At 40.8% G+C, this 19267-nt stretch carries 16 protein-coding genes; 9 read left to right on the top strand and 7 right to left on the bottom strand.

The genetic code is table 11. From position 1 onward, the window contains the following. Positions 1-2: 2 nt before the first annotated feature. From J4E06_RS00075 to J4E06_RS00060, 4 genes are read right to left on the bottom strand one after another with little or no spacing between them, the layout of a single operon-like run. Positions 3-458 carry a hypothetical protein gene (locus J4E06_RS00075; protein WP_349522007.1) on the bottom strand — a complete coding sequence of 152 codons (456 nt, stop codon included), beginning with the start codon at positions 456-458 and terminating at the stop codon, positions 3-5. A 9-nt stretch (positions 459-467) separates the two neighbouring features. Next, positions 468-842, bottom strand: coding sequence for an SPW repeat domain-containing protein (locus J4E06_RS00070; protein ID WP_349522006.1), 375 nt, complete (start codon positions 840-842; stop codon positions 468-470). Positions 843-858: 16 nt separating this feature from the next. Then, positions 859-1422, bottom strand: a complete 564-nt coding sequence (locus tag J4E06_RS00065; RefSeq protein WP_349522005.1) for a vitamin K epoxide reductase family protein — start codon at positions 1420-1422, stop codon at positions 859-861. 3 nt (positions 1423-1425) lie between these two features. Further along, positions 1426-2499: an NAD-dependent epimerase/dehydratase family protein gene (locus J4E06_RS00060; RefSeq protein WP_349522004.1), complete on the bottom strand. Its 1074-nt coding sequence runs from the start codon at positions 2497-2499 to the stop codon at positions 1426-1428. A gap of 969 nt (positions 2500-3468) precedes the next feature. On the opposite strand from J4E06_RS00060, the gene J4E06_RS00055 reads away from it, so the two are divergent. After that, on the top strand, positions 3469-4527 hold the full coding sequence (locus J4E06_RS00055; protein WP_349522003.1) for a site-specific integrase: 1059 nt from the start codon (positions 3469-3471) through the stop codon (positions 4525-4527). Here the strand turns inward: J4E06_RS00055 and J4E06_RS00050 are convergent, their stop codons facing one another. Next, positions 4528-4746 (bottom strand): hypothetical protein, encoded by a 219-nt coding sequence (locus tag J4E06_RS00050; RefSeq protein ID WP_349522002.1) that lies wholly within the window; start codon positions 4744-4746, stop codon positions 4528-4530. A gap of 464 nt (positions 4747-5210) precedes the next feature. Here J4E06_RS00050 and J4E06_RS18365 point away from each other — a divergent pair, with 464 nt between their 5' ends. After that, a complete protein-coding gene (locus J4E06_RS18365) occupies positions 5211-5381 on the top strand; it encodes a DUF2147 domain-containing protein (protein WP_502877328.1) in 171 nt (56 codons plus the stop codon). Between the two features lie 59 nt (positions 5382-5440). Continuing rightward, positions 5441-6775: a metal-dependent hydrolase family protein gene (locus tag J4E06_RS00045; protein WP_349522001.1), complete on the top strand. Its 1335-nt coding sequence runs from the start codon at positions 5441-5443 to the stop codon at positions 6773-6775. A 31-nt stretch (positions 6776-6806) separates the two neighbouring features. Here the strand turns inward: J4E06_RS00045 and J4E06_RS00040 are convergent, their stop codons facing one another. Next, positions 6807-7346: a hypothetical protein gene (locus tag J4E06_RS00040; protein ID WP_349522000.1), complete on the bottom strand. Its 540-nt coding sequence runs from the start codon at positions 7344-7346 to the stop codon at positions 6807-6809. A 1140-nt stretch (positions 7347-8486) separates the two neighbouring features. Here J4E06_RS00040 and J4E06_RS00035 point away from each other — a divergent pair. Together J4E06_RS00035 and J4E06_RS00030 are read left to right on the top strand one after the other, a co-directional pair. Beyond that, positions 8487-13415, top strand: coding sequence for a PAS domain S-box protein (locus J4E06_RS00035; protein ID WP_349521999.1), 4929 nt, complete (start codon positions 8487-8489; stop codon positions 13413-13415). Further along, on the top strand, positions 13412-13792 hold the full coding sequence (locus J4E06_RS00030; protein WP_349521998.1) for a response regulator: 381 nt from the start codon (positions 13412-13414) through the stop codon (positions 13790-13792). The genes J4E06_RS00035 and J4E06_RS00030 overlap by 4 nt, the downstream gene beginning before the upstream one ends. An 87-nt stretch (positions 13793-13879) precedes the next feature. Here J4E06_RS00030 and J4E06_RS00025 read toward each other — a convergent pair whose 3' ends face one another. After that, complete coding sequence (locus J4E06_RS00025) at positions 13880-14551, bottom strand: NUDIX hydrolase (protein ID WP_349521997.1); 672 nt, start codon at positions 14549-14551, stop codon at positions 13880-13882. 130 nt (positions 14552-14681) lie between these two features. Between J4E06_RS00025 and J4E06_RS00020 the strand changes: the two genes are divergently transcribed. The 4 genes from J4E06_RS00020 to J4E06_RS00005 are packed head-to-tail and all read left to right on the top strand — an operon-like array spanning position 14682 to position 19153. Next, positions 14682-15536, top strand: a complete 855-nt coding sequence (locus J4E06_RS00020; RefSeq protein WP_349521996.1) for an SDR family oxidoreductase — start codon at positions 14682-14684, stop codon at positions 15534-15536. A gap of 37 nt (positions 15537-15573) precedes the next feature. Next, the gene (gene uxuA / locus J4E06_RS00015) at positions 15574-16758 is read left to right on the top strand and encodes a mannonate dehydratase (protein WP_349521995.1); all 1185 of its coding nucleotides are present in this window, start codon (positions 15574-15576) and stop codon (positions 16756-16758) included. Continuing rightward, positions 16758-18185 carry a glucuronate isomerase gene (gene uxaC, locus J4E06_RS00010; RefSeq protein ID WP_349521994.1) on the top strand — a complete coding sequence of 476 codons (1428 nt, stop codon included), beginning with the start codon at positions 16758-16760 and terminating at the stop codon, positions 18183-18185. Before uxuA ends, uxaC begins: the two co-directional genes overlap by 1 nt. Next, positions 18182-19153: a PfkB family carbohydrate kinase gene (locus J4E06_RS00005; protein WP_349521993.1), complete on the top strand. Its 972-nt coding sequence runs from the start codon at positions 18182-18184 to the stop codon at positions 19151-19153. The genes uxaC and J4E06_RS00005 overlap by 4 nt, the downstream gene beginning before the upstream one ends. Positions 19154-19267 lie beyond the last annotated feature (114 nt).

The following is a 19267-nucleotide window of genomic DNA, read 5'->3' as shown; positions in this document are numbered from 1 at the left end:
TATTATTTACTCTTTTGAATCATCCCGGGAATAAAGGCAGCGACAAAAGAGCTTATCAAAATAGTGGCAAAAATCTCAATGACCATTGAAAAGAAAAAACCTACTCGACTAGATTCCTTGCTGACCAATCCACCTTGTTTCATCACATCGATGTTTGGGGCAACGATAACAGTTACAATGACGATGGTGAACAATATGGTAAACATAAATGTTCCTGTTCTAAAACAGAGTTTGAATGCCTTGATAAAAGAAATGGCTTCTTTGGAATGTCTCGCCAAATTGGTGGAGAATCCCAAAATACCCAGTAAAATGAAGATAACATAGACGATACGAAGGTCAAAAACTTCAATAATTTGATGATAAATCAGCATTAAGGAGGCACAAGCGACCAATAGAGCAATAATGATGGCGTAAAACCAACTTAATTTTTGTGTATTCCATGTATTTGTGTTGAACATTGCTTTTGATTATTCCATTGGATTCTTCATATGGTCGGGATTTTTTTGCCAAAGCGAGGACCACCCTCCTCCATAACGATTTTTCTTTTTAGAGGTTACAGTTGATAAAGCGAATACCATGGCCCCGGCGACCATATCCATTACGATGGCAATGGACAGGTTATAGCCCAATACCCATGGGGCCAAAAGCAGCCAAATCGCAAATGGATAGTTCCATTTTTGTACGGTACTTGTTGCTTCCCAAAGGGAAATAGTGGAAAAAGTAACGATAATGGGGCCTATTATATGCCCGTTATTCCCTGCGGCAGAACCATACCCCAAAATTGCAGGTGCTGTCATCAGCCATAGACCTAAAACGATATTTATAAATTTTGTCCACATCATACGGATATTGGTTACGTTATTTTACTTTTTCTACTTCGGGTTGTACGCCCCAAAATACTTTCCAAGTCGAGGCTCCTGATTTTTTTGCCCGTTGAATGTATTGCAGACTGGCCAACATCTCGTCCATTGCAGGTCCGATCATGGCAATGGAGATTACGGCCGAGGCAAGACAAAGGGTGCACCAGGCCGAAAAAAGGACCGGTTGAAAGACCACCAGCATCACACTTATGAACCCTAGAGGTCCAACGGCCAAACCAAACACGATGACAATCCAAGGCATCTTTCGCCAACGGGATGTGCCACCTATTATACCGGCCACGGCATCTACCAAATATCCAAAAGCACCAAGGGCTGCATCCGGTATCGGTAACAAATGTGAAATCTTTGAATTCAAAATCGTTACACTGCCTTCCCCAAAAAAGGGTTCCCAAACGGTATCTATATAATCCAATTGGTAGAATGAAAGATATGTTGCTATTGCAAATCCTATAAATGCCAGGATGACAATGGGAATACGTTGCGACCATGTCGCAGGATTGTAATCCCAACCTGGCGGTATGTGTTCCGTGCGGTTTACCATGGTTTAGTCGAGATTATTTTTTTTATACCATGCCTCAGGGTCTGCCTTAAGGTCTTCAATCATCTTGGGCAGGGTGTCCATAACCCTGTGTTTTGGTTCCCAGCCCAAACAATCCTTTGCTCGCCAAATATCGAGTTCGTAATGGGTGCCGGCCCTATCGATCATCCATGGTTTAATAAAAGGGTCACTTACAAGATCGCGGGCCCATGCACCAGCCTTAGCTAAAGATTTGGGCACTTCATAGGTTTCCCAATCTTTTCCGTGTAATAGATTGCCTACGGCATCCTGTATTTCTTGATAGGTGGGCGAAGTGGGCTCACCAATATTTAAAGCGGTTTCATTGGGTATTTCTTTACGATTGTCCACAGCCTTTTCTATAGCATCGACCACGTCTTCCAAATGGACAAAAACATCACCGTGGTCTACATCTCCAGAATAGAAATGACTGAGCAATTCTTTTTCATAAATACGTTTGATTTGTTGTGTGATGGGTATGGAATGACCATCATCCGTATAAATTCCAGCAATTCGTAGGAAAACAGCATTGATATCGTCATTGTTTTTTTTGATGAGGTCCTCTGTTAGTACTTTGGATTCAGGGTAGCCCCAATTGGCCTCAACAGGACAATCTTCATTGATTTTAACTCCAGGTTCGGTAGGTTTGTAAATAAGATTGGAACTTGAGAACAAAAATTGTTCGACGTCAAAGTCTTGTAATTGTTGCAGAAACTTTTTGGTGCCCTTTACATTGATTTCGTGATACTTCGGATTGTCCTTTTCTCCAAAATCGTAGTAGGCGGCCAAGTGTATAACGGAGGCAATCTTGTTGCCATATCCATATCGAATGCGTTCCATTGCGGCATTTATGGCTTTTTCGTCAGTAATGTCGAAATTAACGCATTCAGCCTGTAGGGGAGGGTAAGGAGGGCCTACTCTGTCCAGACCGACCACTCTGTAATTTTTGGATAATCGTTGTATCAACGAAGAACCAATTAGGCCGCTGCTACCTGTAATAACTACTACTTGCTTGTCCTCTTTTCTTGCTCCAAATTTTGAATGTTCAATTATCTCGTCCATACACTTTGAATTTTTTGATATTAAATGCTTCGTGATAGTGTCTTAAAGAATTTTTTAATTTATTTTAGAATAAATAAAACTGTTCAGGATGAGATTCTTTGATGCAAATACGGGAATAGTTAGTGCTATCGATAAATTCTCGTGTGATATGAATTGATTGTCATATGAAAACTCAATGAATTCGTTAAACTCCAAATCCTTTTTCTCGATGATTTCTCCCAACAATCCTGCATTGATGAACTGAAATTCAAAAGGTTGTTACCTTCAAAGTCAATATCTCCATCTGCGCTATCACAAGACTGATTGATTCTTAAGAAGGTCATTGAAAGCAATATGACAAGCTTTTTCATAGTAAGAAGAAATTGATTTACCTATAAGATACATTGAATCATTAATCGTTACTTATCAAAAAAATGCCTAAGTTTGAGGTGTAAAACATCCATAAGTTTTGCCACTGAATGTATTGTTTTGAGTACAGTTTAGAGTTCGGTTAATCAGTTTTGGAATACAGTATAAGGTGTTGATTGTTAGTAAGTTGATTAAATAGCTTTCTTCCAGTCATCCCGACCAACCACTATTTAGGTTAAAATAAAGCACTGTTAATTGTATGATTATCAGTGCTTTTTGTTTTTATTGCATTCAATTGATATCATCTAAATCCAAATTTTCGGTGTGCAATAAGGTGAGCACACCAATGCACAGATTGTTGTAGTTTTAAGTATGGACAATTGAGGTTTAAGGGCAGTCCGACCACTAACATTTGTTCAACTTAAACTATTACAACATGCGGACATACAGTACTTTAGGAATTAATTTCTTCGTTAGGAAAAAACGCAATGACCCGAACATGTACGATATCTACCTGCGTATTACGGTAAAAAAGGCGCGTGCAGAAGTCAGTTAAAAAGGTGCATAAAGGTGTGCAATTGGGACAAAAAACGTGGAAAAGCCTTTCCAAGGAACAAAACCATGGAAGATTTGAACGCCTACCTTGACACCGTATATGGGGAAATTCTCAATGTTCATAGGGAGTTGCACATGGAAAGGGCATTGATAACGGCAAGATTGATCAAGGCTAGGTATGTCGGGGAGGATGAATTGAACCATACTATTCTTGAACTTTTTGAGTACCACAACAAAAACATGGTCCATGCCCTTAAACCTGGCACCATGAAAAATTACTATTCCACCGAGAAATACTTAAAGAGCTACATTACCACAAAACTCAAAACCAACGATGTATCGTTAGGAGAATTGAGGCACAAGTTCATATTGGACTTTGAAAACTACATCAGGACTTTCAAACCAAAGAGGAATCCGAAGACCTGCACCAACAATGGCACGATGAAGCACTTGGAGCGTTTGATGAAGGTTGTACGATTGTGGGTCAGGTTGGAATGGTTGGACAAGGACCCGTTTCGAAACTTTAAATTGCGCTTCGATAAATTTGACCGCAACTATCTTACCCAAAGAGAGATTGATTTGATTGACGACACCACTTTCAAGAATATAGGTAGGGAGAGGGTAAAGGATGTCTTTCTTTTTAGTTGCTATACGGGACTCACCTTTATGGACATCAAGCTTCTCACCAAGGACAATATCAGCAAAGGAATTGACCGTAACTATTGGATATATACCAAACGGATAAAGACCAATGAGCCTGTAAAGATCCCTATGCTTCCCAGAGCCGTGGAGATCATGAAGAAATATGAAGGGGCACCAATTGAGGATAATGGCCTCCTGCCCGTATATAGCAACCAAAAGACCAATGCATATTTAAAGGAAATTACCAAGGCTTGCAGCATACACAAGAATATTTCCTTCCATACGGCCAGGCATACTTTTGCCACCACCGTGACCTTGTCTAATGGAGTCCCAATCGAAACGGTTTCCAAAATGCTTGGACATACCAAATTGTCCACGACGCAAATCTATGCCCGGGTTTTGGAAAACAAAATAGGGCAAGACATGCAATATTTAATTGATAAAATGGGGCAATTGAACAAACAACAGGCAGTTGCAGAATGATTATGGATTATTGGGCAATAATTCGGTAAAAGAGAATAATAACTGGAAACACCCTATCAGCGCATTGATTTTGTGGACGGTTATCCATCTTCTGGCATATTGCAAAACACCTGGCTTTTTTTGCAATCTCATCTTAATACGAAGATATAGAGGGCTTTCGACTGCAATACCTGACATGGTAATGGCCAATAAAATAGGCATGCCTGCAATCTTCTGCACTTGATAGCCTGTAAAGACCCTGTTTTAGAGGCTTTTGTTTTTTGGTTGACAATTCAATTGGATTTACTTGTGTCTTTCTCCTCGCCGTTCCGTGCATACATCTTTTTTAAATCCATTTCCCCATTTTTAATTCAACTTTTATCCTTGATTTTTCTGATCATGGCCCTAAACATTGCAATTTCCAATGGAAGGTAAAAAAAAACCAAGTCTAAAATTTAAAACATAAATGAAATGAAACAGATAACTATGCTTATATTGTTTGTCTGAGGCTCTTTATCCTATGGGCAAAGTATAATTGTAAAATGGGAAACCTTTGATGACAGGACCAAAGAAAAAAAAGCAATTATTAAAATCTATAATAGGGACAATCTCTATTTTGCCAGAATAGTGGAGAGTTATGTAAGCTATAGGAATGCAGTCTGCGAAACTTGCACGGGAACGAAAAAAAGGGGGCGATCATAGGAATGAATATTATTGAGAACCTAAAAAAAGCTGGGGATTTTTTTAATGGCGGGACAATCCTTGATCCAGAAAATGGAGCAACCTATAAGTGTTATTTAAGGCTATTGAGTAAAACAAAATTAAAAGAGAGAGGTTATTTGGGTATTGCTCTACTGGGCAGAACACAATACTGAAGGCGAAAACACTGAATTTTGGCTCGTAATAACGCTTGAGTAACCTGTAAACTTAAACCATGAAAAATATATTCACAATGAGTAGAGATAATTTTTCTTTTTTGATGCTTACGCTATTTTTTTCTTCGCACTTCATAGCTCAGGGTCAGATAACTTATATCAAGGCAGGTCTCTTGTATGATAGCGAAAATAACTTGCTTGTTGAGAACCAAATAGTAGAGATCGATTCCAATGAGATTGTCGATATATATGATGCCGGTAAGAAAATCACGAAAACAGGCAACATAATTGATCTTTCAGCCTACACCGTATTGCCCGGTCTAATAGATGGGCATACCCATGTACTTTTCTCGCAATCTGCTGATGTCGATTTTGCAGAACACGCAGTAGTTACACTTGCTATGGAAAGTGAGGCCTTGCGAACCCTGCGCGGAGTTAAAAGGGCAAGGTCTTATCTGGATGTCGGTATTACAAGTATAAAGGATTTGGGGAACTCCGGACTATTTTTGGATGTAGCCCTTCGAGACGCGATTCACGAGGGAACTATAGAGGGTCCTCGAGTTTTTGCATCAGGCCCTATCTTGGCTTCATCGGGTGGGCAGATTTATGGTGTTTCACCAAAACATCAAAACCTAATAGACGAAGAATATCGGATTGTTAGGGGAGTGGAAGATGCCAAAGTTGCAGTCCAAGAGCATGTCAATCAAGGTGTCGATCTAATTAAAATATGTGCTGATAACTTGCCCAATAAAACTATGCTCACTAAAGCGGAGATAACGGCAATCGTAAAAACGGCACATACTTACGGTTTAAAGGTGACCGCTCATGCAGTTACTGATGAATCTGCGCGGAACGCTGTTGAGGCAGGTGTGGATGGTATCGAGCACGGATTCAATATTTCTGATTCAACATTGGAATTAATGGCCGATAAAAATGTGTTCTTGGTCCCAACGGAAAACAGTAAGGACTATATGGTTCTATACAGTACGTTGGCTGGTTATGATCAAGATAGCAATGAATGGATTGACAGGTATCGGAATGCAATGACAGATAGATTGCAACGGGCAATTGAAAAAGGGGTTACCATAGTCGCAGGTTCAGATAATTATACAGAGATAAACAGGTCTAGGGGTAGTTCATCGGTCGATATGTTCAAAGCCTATTATGGATCAGGGATGTCGCCCTTGGATATTCTACAATCCGCAACATATTTATCGGCCAAAAACCTTGGAAAACAAGATGAAATCGGAGTATTGAAGAGTGGTGCCAAAGCGGATATTGTCGCGGTGAAGGGCAATCTTGTTACAGCGTTTATACCTACCATCACCCAAGTTGTGTTTGTAATGAAAGAGGGTCAGGTTATAAAAAAGACTATAGAAGGAACTAAAGAATAATTATTTTACAAACGGTAATTGACCATGTTTTCTAATAATTACTGGCAATCATACGTTTTAATGATTGATTTAGATTTTCGACATATTCCTTTCGCTCAATCAGTTCACCAATCTCGGCTTGAAATGTTTTTGTATTGTTAACTGCCGGAAACGATAGTTTGTTTTTTGCAATCGAATATGATAGTAAAACATTTAAAAAATTAAAGTTTAAGATTATTTTTTGAAAGGTATCGGTTTTGATAGTTTTGAACCCCATTTTTTCTGCTGTTCGTTCATTGATTATGTAGCTGGTCCCCTTAACGATTAGGTGTTTATTCTCCTTGTATTGTTCCATTAAGGACAATAGCCCATCCAAATATTGCTGTAAAATAAAATTCGTCCTTTGTTTACCGTTCATTTTTTTGTCTATGACAAAATAATAATCGAACAAAGTGCCCCCGTGAATTTTGATTGCCCGATTTGTAGGTTTTTCTGATATAAACAAGGGAGAATGGTAAATTACCCTCCCACTTTTTTTTAACGATGGCATATCATAAAATGGTGCAATAATGGTCAATACGGCAAAAAACATAAAAACACCTATTATATAAACCTCAGTTTTTAATGAAATAACTATGAATACAAGGAGCAATGCAATAGACACACTTCCTATAACCATTAAAATTTTATTTTGCTCTTTTTTGCTCTTGTTGAAAAAACTGTGATTCAATTGATCGGAATGGACTTTTTGGATAATTTCTAAACCTATTCTGTGTGTATTTGTAAGCTTTCTTTTTCTAGTAATAGGGATACAATTTTAAGATAATTGCATGGTACAAGCAAGTTTTAAACCCTTTTCATTCAATGGAAAGAACGAATGGTCATTATAAAAGGACCAAGAGTTTAAGTATGTCAATATTTGAATTAAGTAAGCCTGTATGTAATCTGGGATGTTTTACAAACCATTGATTTTCTTTATGAATTTTCCTTGATGAGAGCCTTTATTATTGCTCAATCGTTTTGCATTTGCAGAAAACCAAGTTTATCTAATTTCAGTGGATGGGCCGGATGGTTGAGGCTACAAATAACGGAAAATTTGAGCCACCCAATATTTGACTGTATTGATTGGAAAGTCAGGTTTTTGTTTGGTATTGGAGGTTACTCAATTTAATCCGGCGAAGGGGGTATAGGATGTCCGGCGTTTTCAATTAAACCAATCTTCAAAATCGTTAGTGCCAATATTGATAATATATGGAACCCCTCCACTAAGATATTCACTGAAATGATAAAACCCTATCCATTCGGCCTCCTCATTTTGATACAAAGCCAACCAGCTTTAAGGATAAACAACCACCTTTTCCAATTTATTTTCAATTTTTGAGGTCATTGCAAAAAAAACACCAGAGAATTATCAAGAAAGTGTTTAATGTATTGCTGCACCCAAACGCTATATCAATCTAAAACAGATAAAAAACGTCGTTATATTTCAAGAAGGATAAGTGAAAGGGAAATGTTTCGCATGATAAAAGTTGGGCACAATGATTTTATGATAAAATGGAACATAAATCATAAAATTTATCGTTTGGATGATGAGCGACGGTTATTCTTCGCACATTTAGTCGAAAAAACCTACAAAATTAAATTAGATTAATGTGCGGTTTAACAAAATTTTAGTTTTTTTTGCCCATATTCATTATTCTTTTAATACTTATTACGTCCAATCGACCCAATTATGAACGACTACGGCAATCTCTTTTACCACAATCCCTTACCCAACTTGATCTATGATATAGTGACTTTTGGGATTCTGGATGTCAATCAGGCGGCGATGGACCTTTATGGATACCACCGGAAGGAATTTCTTGCGCTTTCATTGATGGAACTAGCTACCCAAGATGAAGCCCATAACATTGAGTCCTGCCATGAAAACATCGCCCAAGAGAAGGGCAGCATACCTTTCGGGACTTTTACCCACAAGAAAAAAAATGGGGAAAAAATTAGGGTGGATATTATAGGCCGCAAAGTGAATTTTCAGAACAGAAAATGTATTATGGCCGTATGTCAGGACGTTACCCAAAAGGAACAACAATACGTGGCACTGCAGCAGTCCGAAATAAGATTGGAAACCGCTTCGAAAATTGCCAAACTGGGATATTGGAAGTTTGACATCCATTCAGGTTCATTGAGCTGGACGGACAAGGTCTATGAAATTTGGGGAAGGGACAAAAACGAGTTTCAAGTAACTTTTGATGCCTTTTACAATAGCATACACCCCGATGACAGGGAACTTTTTGAACTGGAACAGGAAACCGCGTTGTCGGGACAGGCTGAAATGGATTTTGTACACCGCATTTTCCTGCCCGATGGTAGGATCAGATGGGTTCGTGAACAAGGAAGATTGAATAGGAATACCGAAGGAGAACCCATCTCTTTTGAGGGTACCGTTCAGGACATCACAGCACAAAGAGAGGAAGAACAACGGCTGAAACTGCTCGAAAGCGTGGTGACCCACGCCAATGATGCCGTTATGATCACCGATGCTGGGCCTCTGGAAGAGCAAGATCCAAAAATAGTATATGTAAACAGGGCATTTACCCAAATGACAGGATATAAACCTGAAGAGGTCATTGGCAAAACCCCTGATATTCTTAGAGGTCCTAAGACCGACAGAAATGAATTGGAACGGTTATACAAAACCTTGATCAATGGGGATTCTTGTGAGATCATCATCACCAATTACCGAAAAAACGGATCCCCGTTTTGGATCAATATCGCAGCTTCGCCCGTTAAGGATATCAAAGGGACTATTTCACATTATATTGCCATCCAAAGGGATGTATCCTCAAAAATCAATGCCCAGCTCGAAAAGGATTTTCTGGCCAAGATTAGTGCAACCTTCAAGGAGAAGTTAAGCCTTGGGAGCTCTCTTAAACAGGTATGCAAATTGGTCACCATCTACGGCGATTTTACTTTTTGCGAGGTATGGCTGCCCAGTACCCACAAAAACAGTCTCCGGTTTGCTGCCATGTATGGGAATGATGAGACAGGAAAAACATTTTATCAACACTCCAAGGATGTCAAGGAAATGGGCTTGGGCGATGGGCTTCCCGGAACGGTGTGGAAAACCAAACAATCGGTACTGTGGGGGAACATTGACCATAACAACCTCTTTGTCAGAAAAAAGGCTGCGCAACAATCGGGCGTAAAGTCGGTGTTGGGCATTCCCTTAAAGCACCAGGGCAACATCGTAGGCGTCTTGGCCGTTGGCACCTCGGAAAATGAGAAATTGTTCAAGGCCCATTATCCCGTACTGTCCAAATTGGAAGATTATTTGGGGTCGGAAATCAACCGAAAACGTTTGGAGGAGGATTTGACGCACTTGTTCGAGACCCTGCCAGACCTCATTTGTCTATTGGATTTCAAGGGGAACTTTCTCAAAATGAACAAGGTGGGGTGTGACATATTGGGCTATGAAGAAGCTGAGATTGTGGGCAATTCCTTCCACAAGTTCATCCATGAAGAAGACAGGAAAATTTCCGATGAACTGATCCAAAAAATAACGGATAGGCAAGAAACCTTTGAAATTGAAAACCGCTACATCACCAAAACTGGCAATCTTGTCTGGCTCAGTTGGTACTGCAAGGTAGTGATGGATGAAGGTGTGGTCTATGCCACTGCTAAAGATATCACCAAAGCCAAAAAATTGCAGGAAGTGATATCCGATGCTTCGCGATTGGCCAAAATAGGCGGTTGGGAAATCGATATGATCAATGAAAAGTTGACATGGTCGGACGGGGTGCACCAAATTTATGAGACTGATCCGCAGAGCTATAAGCCTGAGCTGGAACATGCCATTGATTTTTATAAGGAGGACCATAGGGAAAAAGTCAAAACTGCCGTCAGTTTAGCAATGGAAAAAGGAGAAGCTTTTGATTATGAGGCTGCTTTTATTTCCGCTAAAGGCAATGAAAAATGGGTCAAGGCCATGGGGCAGGCCGAAATGGCTCATGGGAAATGTATCCGGCTCTATGGAAGTTTTCAGGATATTACCCAACTGAAAGAAGCTGAACATCGAATCCAAAGCATCACCAATGACCTGCCGGGGGTTACTTTCCAATATATTGTCTATCCAGATGGTACTGACAAGCTGGCTTCGGTCAGCCAAAAATCCACGGAAATATGGGGGATGAGCCCAGAAGAATGTGAGAGGGATACCGCACCTGTATGGGAACAGATAAGGGAAGGAGGCGCGTATGAAAAACTCCAAGGGGAAATCCAAAACTCTATAGAAACGTTCTCCCAATGGCACAGTCGTTGGACAAGCATACTTCCCAACGGAAAGCTACGTTGGCACGAAGGCTATGGAACGCCCTATAAATTGGGAGATGGCACCGTTCTTTTCAATTCCATGATCTTCGATATCACCGATGAGGTAAAGTTGACCCATCTCTTGGAAGAAACCTCGGAACTCTCCAAAATTGGCAGCTGGGAAATGGACCTGCTTGCAGAACCAGGAAGCGATTCCATGTATTGGTCGCCCATGGTACGAAAAATAATAGAAGTGGACGAGGACTATGATGCCTCATTGAGCGGTGGTCTGGAATTCTATACCCCTGAAAGCAGGCCCATAGTGGAAAATGGGATTAAGGAACTCATTGAAACGGGCAAGGAATATGACGAAGAGGTGTTATTAAAGACCAGTTCGGGAATGGAAAAATGGGTGCGGATCATTGGAAAAAGTGAACGTGCAAATGGGATGTGCGCAAAGATATATGGAAGTATCCAGGACATCCACGCGATGAAGACCACCCAATTGCAGCTCCAAGAAATATTGGGCAGTATTTCGGATGCGTTCTATGCTGTGGACAAGGACTGGAACTTTACCTTTTTTAACAAGGAAGCTGAAAATTTGCTTGGTAAGAAGAGTGATGAAGTATTGGGCAGAAACATTTGGGGACTGTTTTCCCCTACCTTGGGCACCGAATTGGAAACCGTATATAGAAGAGTCGCCAAGAAAGGCAAAGCAGAGAGCTTTGAATACCGCTACCCTGGAAATGGGTTTTGGTACGAGATCAACACCTATCCTTCCAATGGTGGGGTTTCGGTCTATTTTAAAAATATTGACGAAAGGAAAAAGGCCGCAGCGGCATTGGAATCTGCCTATCAGGAAAAAAATATGATACTGGAGAGTATCGGAGATGCATTCTTCGCCATGAAAGAGGACTTCACAGTGACCTATTGGAACAAGACCGCCGAACGGTTGCTCGGGGTAAAAAGGGAAGAGCTGATCGGCAAAAACCTTTGGGACGTGTTCCCAGATGCGGTGGATTTACCTTCATATACAAACTATAACAAGGTACTGCAGACGAAGAAGCCGATCTCTTTTGAAGATTATTACGGCCTATGGCTGGAAGTAAATGCATATCCATCCGAAGAAGGAATCAGTGTGTTTTTTAGGGATATTACCCAAAAAAAGAAGGCCGATGAAAAAATTCAGCGGAAAACAGAACAGTTGAATATCATTGCCGAAATGAACAAAGACCTGCTCAATTATGACGATTGGTTCAAAATAATTGAAAAAGTATTTGCCAAAGTGGGGCAATGTATAAAAGTGGACCGGGTTTACTATTTCCAGAATTCCCTCAATGAAAAAACCAGGGAGCTGGAAACAAACCAGCGGTTGGAGTGGAGCAGTGAGAAAGTGCATTCACAGATTAATAATCCAAAACTCCAAAGTATCCCATTTTCGGACATCCAGGATTTTTTAGAGCCTTTGACAAGTAATAAGCAATTTAGGGCCATCGTCAGTGAAATGCAGGACACTAAAACCAAAAAGTTGCTTCTTGAACAGGATATTAAGGCTATTTTAGTACTCCCCATTTTTATAAATACATCATTTTGGGGCTTCATTGGTCTTGACGACTGTCATAGTGAAAGGGATTGGAGTCACGAAGATATTTCCTTCTTAAACACCGTAACGAACAACCTTTCTACTGCAATAGAAACTTCCATAACCAACAAGGAACTGGAACATTCCTACGCAGAATTGAACAAAAGCAAAAAGATTTATCAGGATCTTTTCGATTTCAGCCCGCAACCGATGTGGATTTATGACCCGCAAACATTATATTTTTTGAACGTCAACAACGCAGCCATAACCAAATATGGTTACACATTGGATGAGTTCAAGGAAATGACCATAAAGGACATCAGGCCGAAAGCCCATATAGAATTTCTTGAAAAAAGTCTTAAAGAACGCCAAAGAAAAAAGCGAGACAGTTATGCCGGTATATTTTTCCATACCTTAAAATCGGGTGAGACCATTTGTGTAGAGATCTACAGCAATGATATTGAATATGAGGGAAGAACGGTGCGGTTGGTACTGGCAAGCGACATCACCGATAAGCAGGAATATGTAAGCACAATAGAAACCCAAAACAAAAAACTACGGGACATTGCATGGACTCAATCGCACGTGGTACGGGCCCCATTGTCACGTCTTTTGGGAATCATCAACCTTTTGGACTTAGAGCCGGACGATTCTGACGATGTACCCTTTTTACTTGAACAGGTCAAACTATCCGGTGAAGAACTTGACAGAATAGTTCAAAAAATTGTAGCAGAGACACGATTGATGGATATTAAAGCATTAACAAAATGAATAAATTGGGACTGTTGGTGGATGACGACCCTATCTTTAACTGGGTTTCAACAAAATTGATAGAAAAGGTGGATCCAAATCTGACCATTAAGTTATTTGCAGATGGTAGGGAAGCGTTGGACTTTCTCTATGAAAACTATACCGGGGAAACTTTATATCAGATTTTACTGGACATAAACATGCCCAGAATGAATGGATGGGAATTTATCGAAAAACTTGAGAGATTACAAACCATCAAAGGCGATAACATTTCCATATATATTGTTTCTTCTTCCACTGACGAAAGTGATATCAAAAAGGCTGATGAGCTTAAACTGGTTAGAGGCTATTTTAAAAAACCGTTATCGATAGAAGACATTAAATCCATATTTGGTTAGTGGACTTACTACATTTGACTGGACATTGGGAAAAGAGTATGTTGACTGTTTGAATTAACTATGAAAAGTCAAATGTGCCATAGACCTCTAGTGTTTTAAACGGTACAAATAAGGACCTCCCTTTACGCCCGACTTCTTTTTCCCGGTGTTCACCAAAACATCCATTTGGAATATACGCTTTCTGAAATTCCTTCTGTCCAGTTCAATATTCAAAATATCCTCGTATAAGTTCTGTAGTTCATGTAGGGTGAACTCTTTAGGTAAAAGTTCACCAACTATTAGTCTATGCCTTAAATTGTTCTGGACAAATGAGTATGCTTCGCTGATCAGTTTTTCATGGTCATACCCGAGATTTTTGGGAATATTGTCCACATCGAACCAATCAATGCTCGTAATATTGTCCCTTAGTGCCAAGGGGTGGTTCTCGGGTTTGACCAAAGCATAAAAACATATAGTAATGACCCTTTTTAAAGGGTGCCTGTCCAAGGCTGTATAGGTCTTTACCTGTTCAAAGTGTATGTCCCTGAAACCTGTCAGGGTAAAAAGGACCTTTGCTGCACAGTCCTCAATGGTTTCATGTTCTTCCATTACTCCCCCGGGGACATGCCATTGATTTTTAAAATGTCCCAACGACCTTTTTATAAGTAGGATTTTTAGCTTCCCGTCAACATACCCAAAAACCGTTATGTCAGCAGTGACGGAACATTCGAACGAATCCGGTTTTACTTGGATATCCTGAAGTTTTTCTTGAATTTTCATTTTTTAGTGTAAAATTTTGGTTTTTTCTCTGAATGGACAGTAAAAAATTATATATTTGAAACTATGTATAAAGTACACAGAATAAACTTTTACTTGACCCATTATCTTGTTCAAAGAAAAAATAATAGCAATGGAAAATCCCAAATATAAAGAATTGAAAGGCAAGGTTGTCGCGATAACGGGTGGCGGCGGGGTTTTATGCGGTACCCTGGCCCATGCTTTTGCCGATCAAGGCGCAAAGGTCTGTGTGATGGATTTGAATATGAAATCGGCCGAAGTTGTTTCAGAAAAAATCAATAATGCTGGGGGCAGTGCAATTGCTGTCAAAGTGGATGTACTCGATCGGAAAAGCCTACAAGTGGCCAAAAAGGAAATTGCGGAAAAACTTGGGCACTGTGATATTTTAATTAATGGTGCAGGGGGGAACCATCCTTTGGGAACAACAAGTGAACCCTATTTGCTCAAGAAAGACTTGGAAAGGACAGCAGAGGATTTTAAAACATTCTTTGATTTGGATATGGAAGGGGTTCAATTTGTGTTCAACTTAAACTTCATTGGAACCCTTTTGCCCACACAGATTTTTTCTAGGGAAATGGTTGGTCGCACAGGATGCAGTATTCTCAACATCTCGTCAATGAATGCCTTTAGCCCACTTACAAAAATACCGGCCTATAGCGGTGCAAAAGCTGCCGTTTCGAATTTTACCCAATGGCTTGCGGTCCATTTTTCCAAAGTGGACATTAGGGTCAACGCCTTGGCACCAGGGTTTTTTCTAACCAATCAGAACAGAAGCTTATTGACCAAAGAAGATGGTGGGTTGACCCCAAGGGGTACCACGATAATCGATCAAACCCCCATGGGACGCTTTGGCGAACCGGAGGATTTGGTGGGCACCTCGTTATGGTTGAGCAGTGAACAATCAAAATTTATAACGGGCATTGTGGTTCCCATCGATGGAGGGTTCAGTGCTTTTAGCGGTGTTTGAGTAAAAGAAATCAAGAAGTAATGAAAATTCAATATTCATGGGATTAGAACAGACATGGCGATGGTACGGACCAAAAGACCCTGTTTCCCTTTCAGATATCAGGCAGGCGGGCGCAACTGGAATCGTAACGGCATTGCACCATATTCCAAATGGAGATGTTTGGCCCACATCGGAAATAAACAAAAGAAAAAAAGAAGTAGAGGCTTCGGGTCTTACATGGTCGGTTGTAGAGAGTATTCCTGTTCATGAAGACATAAAAAAAAGAACGGGAAACTACCAAGAGTATATAGCCAATTACAATCAAAGCATTGAAAATCTTGGTTCATGCGGAATTGATACAGTGTGCTACAATTTTATGCCGATCTTGGATTGGACCCGGACCGATCTTTCCTATAAAATGCCGGACGGTTCCTATGCACTTCGGTTTGATGCTATTGAATTTGCAGCATTTGAACTCTTTATCCTGAATCGTGAAAAGGCCTTTGACCATTATTCTAAAGCTGTTGTCGGGCGCGCCATTGACAAATTTAATGCCATGGACCAAGGAGCCAAGAACAGGTTGATCCAAAATATCATTGCTGGATTGCCGGGAGCAGAGGAAGGTTATACGTTGGAACAGTTCAAACAGGCTTTGGACACTTACAATGAAATAGGAGATAAGGAACTCAGGAATAACCTGTACAGCTTTATCAAGGAGATTGGCCCAACCGCTGAAAAGTCCGGGGTCTTTTTGGCAATACACCCGGATGATCCCCCTTACCCTATTTTGGGACTTCCCAGAGTGGTGAGTACGGAAGAAGATGCCAATAAACTGCTTGCAGCCTATGATAGTCCGCATAACGGATTATGTTTTTGTACGGGCTCATATGGCGTAAGGACGGATAATGATCTGGTGGGCATGGCCAATCGACTGTCGGAAAAAATCAATTTTATACATCTGAGAAGTACCAAAAGAGACTCACTGAGCAATTTCCATGAAGCGGACCATTTGGATGGTGATGTGGATATGTACGGCGTAATGTACGAATTGCTCAAAGAACAACTTGAACGCAAGGAACAAAATGTAAAAAACCTACGCATGCCCATGCGGCCCGACCATGGGCACCAAATGTTGGACGATATCAACAAAAAAACAAATCCCGGATATTCCGCGATAGGACGCTTACGGGGTCTTGCAGAATTAAGAGGACTCATGTATGGCATTGAAAAATCCTTTCGCTAATGGCATTTATAAAAGATAACTTTTTACTGGAAACCCCATATGCTGAGGAACTCTACCATGGCTTTGCGAAGGAAATGCCCATAATTGACTACCATAACCATTTGTCGCCCGAACATGTTGCCAGTGATTACCAATTCAAAAATATCACTGAGGCTTGGTTGAAGGATGACCATTATAAATGGAGGGCAATGCGAACTTTTGGTATTGATGAGCAGTACATTACAGGAGGCGCATCCGACGAAGAAAAGTTTCAAAAATGGGCCGAAACCGTTCCTTACACGCTCAGGAACCCACTGTACCATTGGACACATTTGGAACTACAACGTTACTTTGGAATCGATGAGCTGCTTACAGGCAAAAATGCTGGATGGATTTATCGGGATACCAAAGAGCAACTGCAAAAGAAAAGTCATGGTACAATTGGAATGTTGCAACAGTTCAACGTAGAGGTGATTTGTACCACGGATGATCCCACAGCTACTTTAGCACATCATCGTAGCATGTCAAAGAACGATTCTTCGCCAAAAATGTTGCCAACCTTTAGACCAGATAAGATATATGCTATTGAGGACAATAGTGCCTACAGAACATATTTGGAAAAGTTGGGCGAGGTGTCCGGAATCCACATAAAATCCTATCAGGATTTGATTACGGCCCTTAAAAAAAGAATGGCATATTTTCATGAGAACGGTTGTCGCCTTTCTGATCATGGACTGGAACAGTTGTACCATTTCGAGATGAACAGCTTTGATATAGAGACAATCTTCAAAAAGGTCATGGATGGCAATCCATTGGAAATCGAAGAAATACAATACTTTACTTACGAGACCTTGGCTCACCTTTGTCGGGAGTATCACAAACTGGGATGGGTACAGCAATTCCATTTGGGGGCCCTACGCAATACAAACAAAAGAAAATTGGAGTTGTTAGGACCCGATACAGGGTTTGATTCGATAGGCGATTTTCCGCAGGCCATAAACCTTGCCAAATTCTTGAACACCCTTGAAAACACGGGACAGCTTGGCAAAACCATCCTATATAATCTTAACCCTGCTCTAAATGAAGTTTTTGCGACCATGGCAGGGAACTTCAATGATGGTAGTGTTCGGGGAAAGATACAAATGGGGTCGGGATGGTGGTACAATGATCAATTGGACGGCATGGAAAGGCAACTTAATGCAGTATCGAATATGGGTTTGCTCAGTTGTTTTGTGGGCATGCTCACCGATTCCCGGAGCTTTCTATCCTTTCCAAGACACGAATATTTCAGGAGATTGTTGTGTAATATATTGGGGAATGACGTAAAGAAAGGGTTGGTGCCGAATGACATACCTTATATCGGTAGCTTGGTTCAGGACATTTGCTATAGAAATGCCAAGGCCTATTTTAATTTAGGATGTAATCAAAAAATAGAGATAACAGAATGAAAAAAGTAGTAACCTTTGGGGAAATAATGCTTCGCTTGGCCCCTCCGGGGTTCCTAAGGTTCTCGCAGGCCAACAGTTTTGATGTGGTCTACGGAGGCGGAGAGTCCAATGTGGCGGTATCTCTTGCCAATTACGGAGTGCCCGTGGATTTTGTGACCCGCCTACCAAAGAACGATATAGGCGAGTGTGCCCTAATGGAAATGCGAAAACGGGGGGTAGGCACGGACAATATTATTTATGGCGGTGACCGTTTGGGCATCTATTTCTTGGAGACAGGTGCGGTAAGCAGGGGCAGCAAGGTGGTCTACGATAGAGCACATTCTGCCATGGCAGAGATAGCGCCTGGAATGGTAGATTGGGGCAGTGTTTTCAAGGATGTGGAATGGTTTCACTGGACCGGAATTACCCCCGCCATATCACAAGGAGCAGCAGATGCCTGTATCGATGCCGTGAAAATCGCAAAAAAACATGGGGTTACCATATCCACGGATTTAAACTACCGCGCCAAACTTTGGAAATACTGCGATGATACAAAGCGGGAGGAGATCATGTCCGAGCTCACCTCCTACTGCGATATTGTTCTGGGCAATGAAGAGGACGCCGAAAAACACTTTGGTATCAAACCAGAAGGTTTGGACATTACAAAACAAGGGGAACATGTCAAGGCCGAAGCATTTTTGTCCGTGTGCCAGCAGATGATAAAACGATTTCCCAACGCCAAAAAGGTGATAACCACGCTACGGGGATCAATATCGGCATCGCACAATACATGGGCAGGCGTGTTGTATGATGGTAAAACCATGTTCAAATCATCCCAGTATCAAATTACACATATTGTAGATCGGGTAGGTGGAGGAGATTCCTTTATGGGGGGATTGATTTATGGCCTATTGGCCTATCCGGAAGATAATCAAAAAGCCTTGGACTTTGCCGTTGCGGCTTCTTGTTTAAAGCATGACCCGTCCTGAAATAAGTTGACAACAATTCGACTTATTTATGGAATCATCAACAAACAAAACAGTTAAGCGGACCCAAAAGGATTACAACTTAGGCTTTAAATTGGCAGTAGTATCCCAGGTGGA

The sequence above is a fragment of the Allomuricauda sp. NFXS6 genome (assembly GCF_040148835.1).
Classification (GTDB): domain Bacteria; phylum Bacteroidota; class Bacteroidia; order Flavobacteriales; family Flavobacteriaceae; genus Flagellimonas.
Note: the sequence above shows the minus strand (reverse complement) of the source record. Positions and strands in the feature narration are given on the sequence as shown.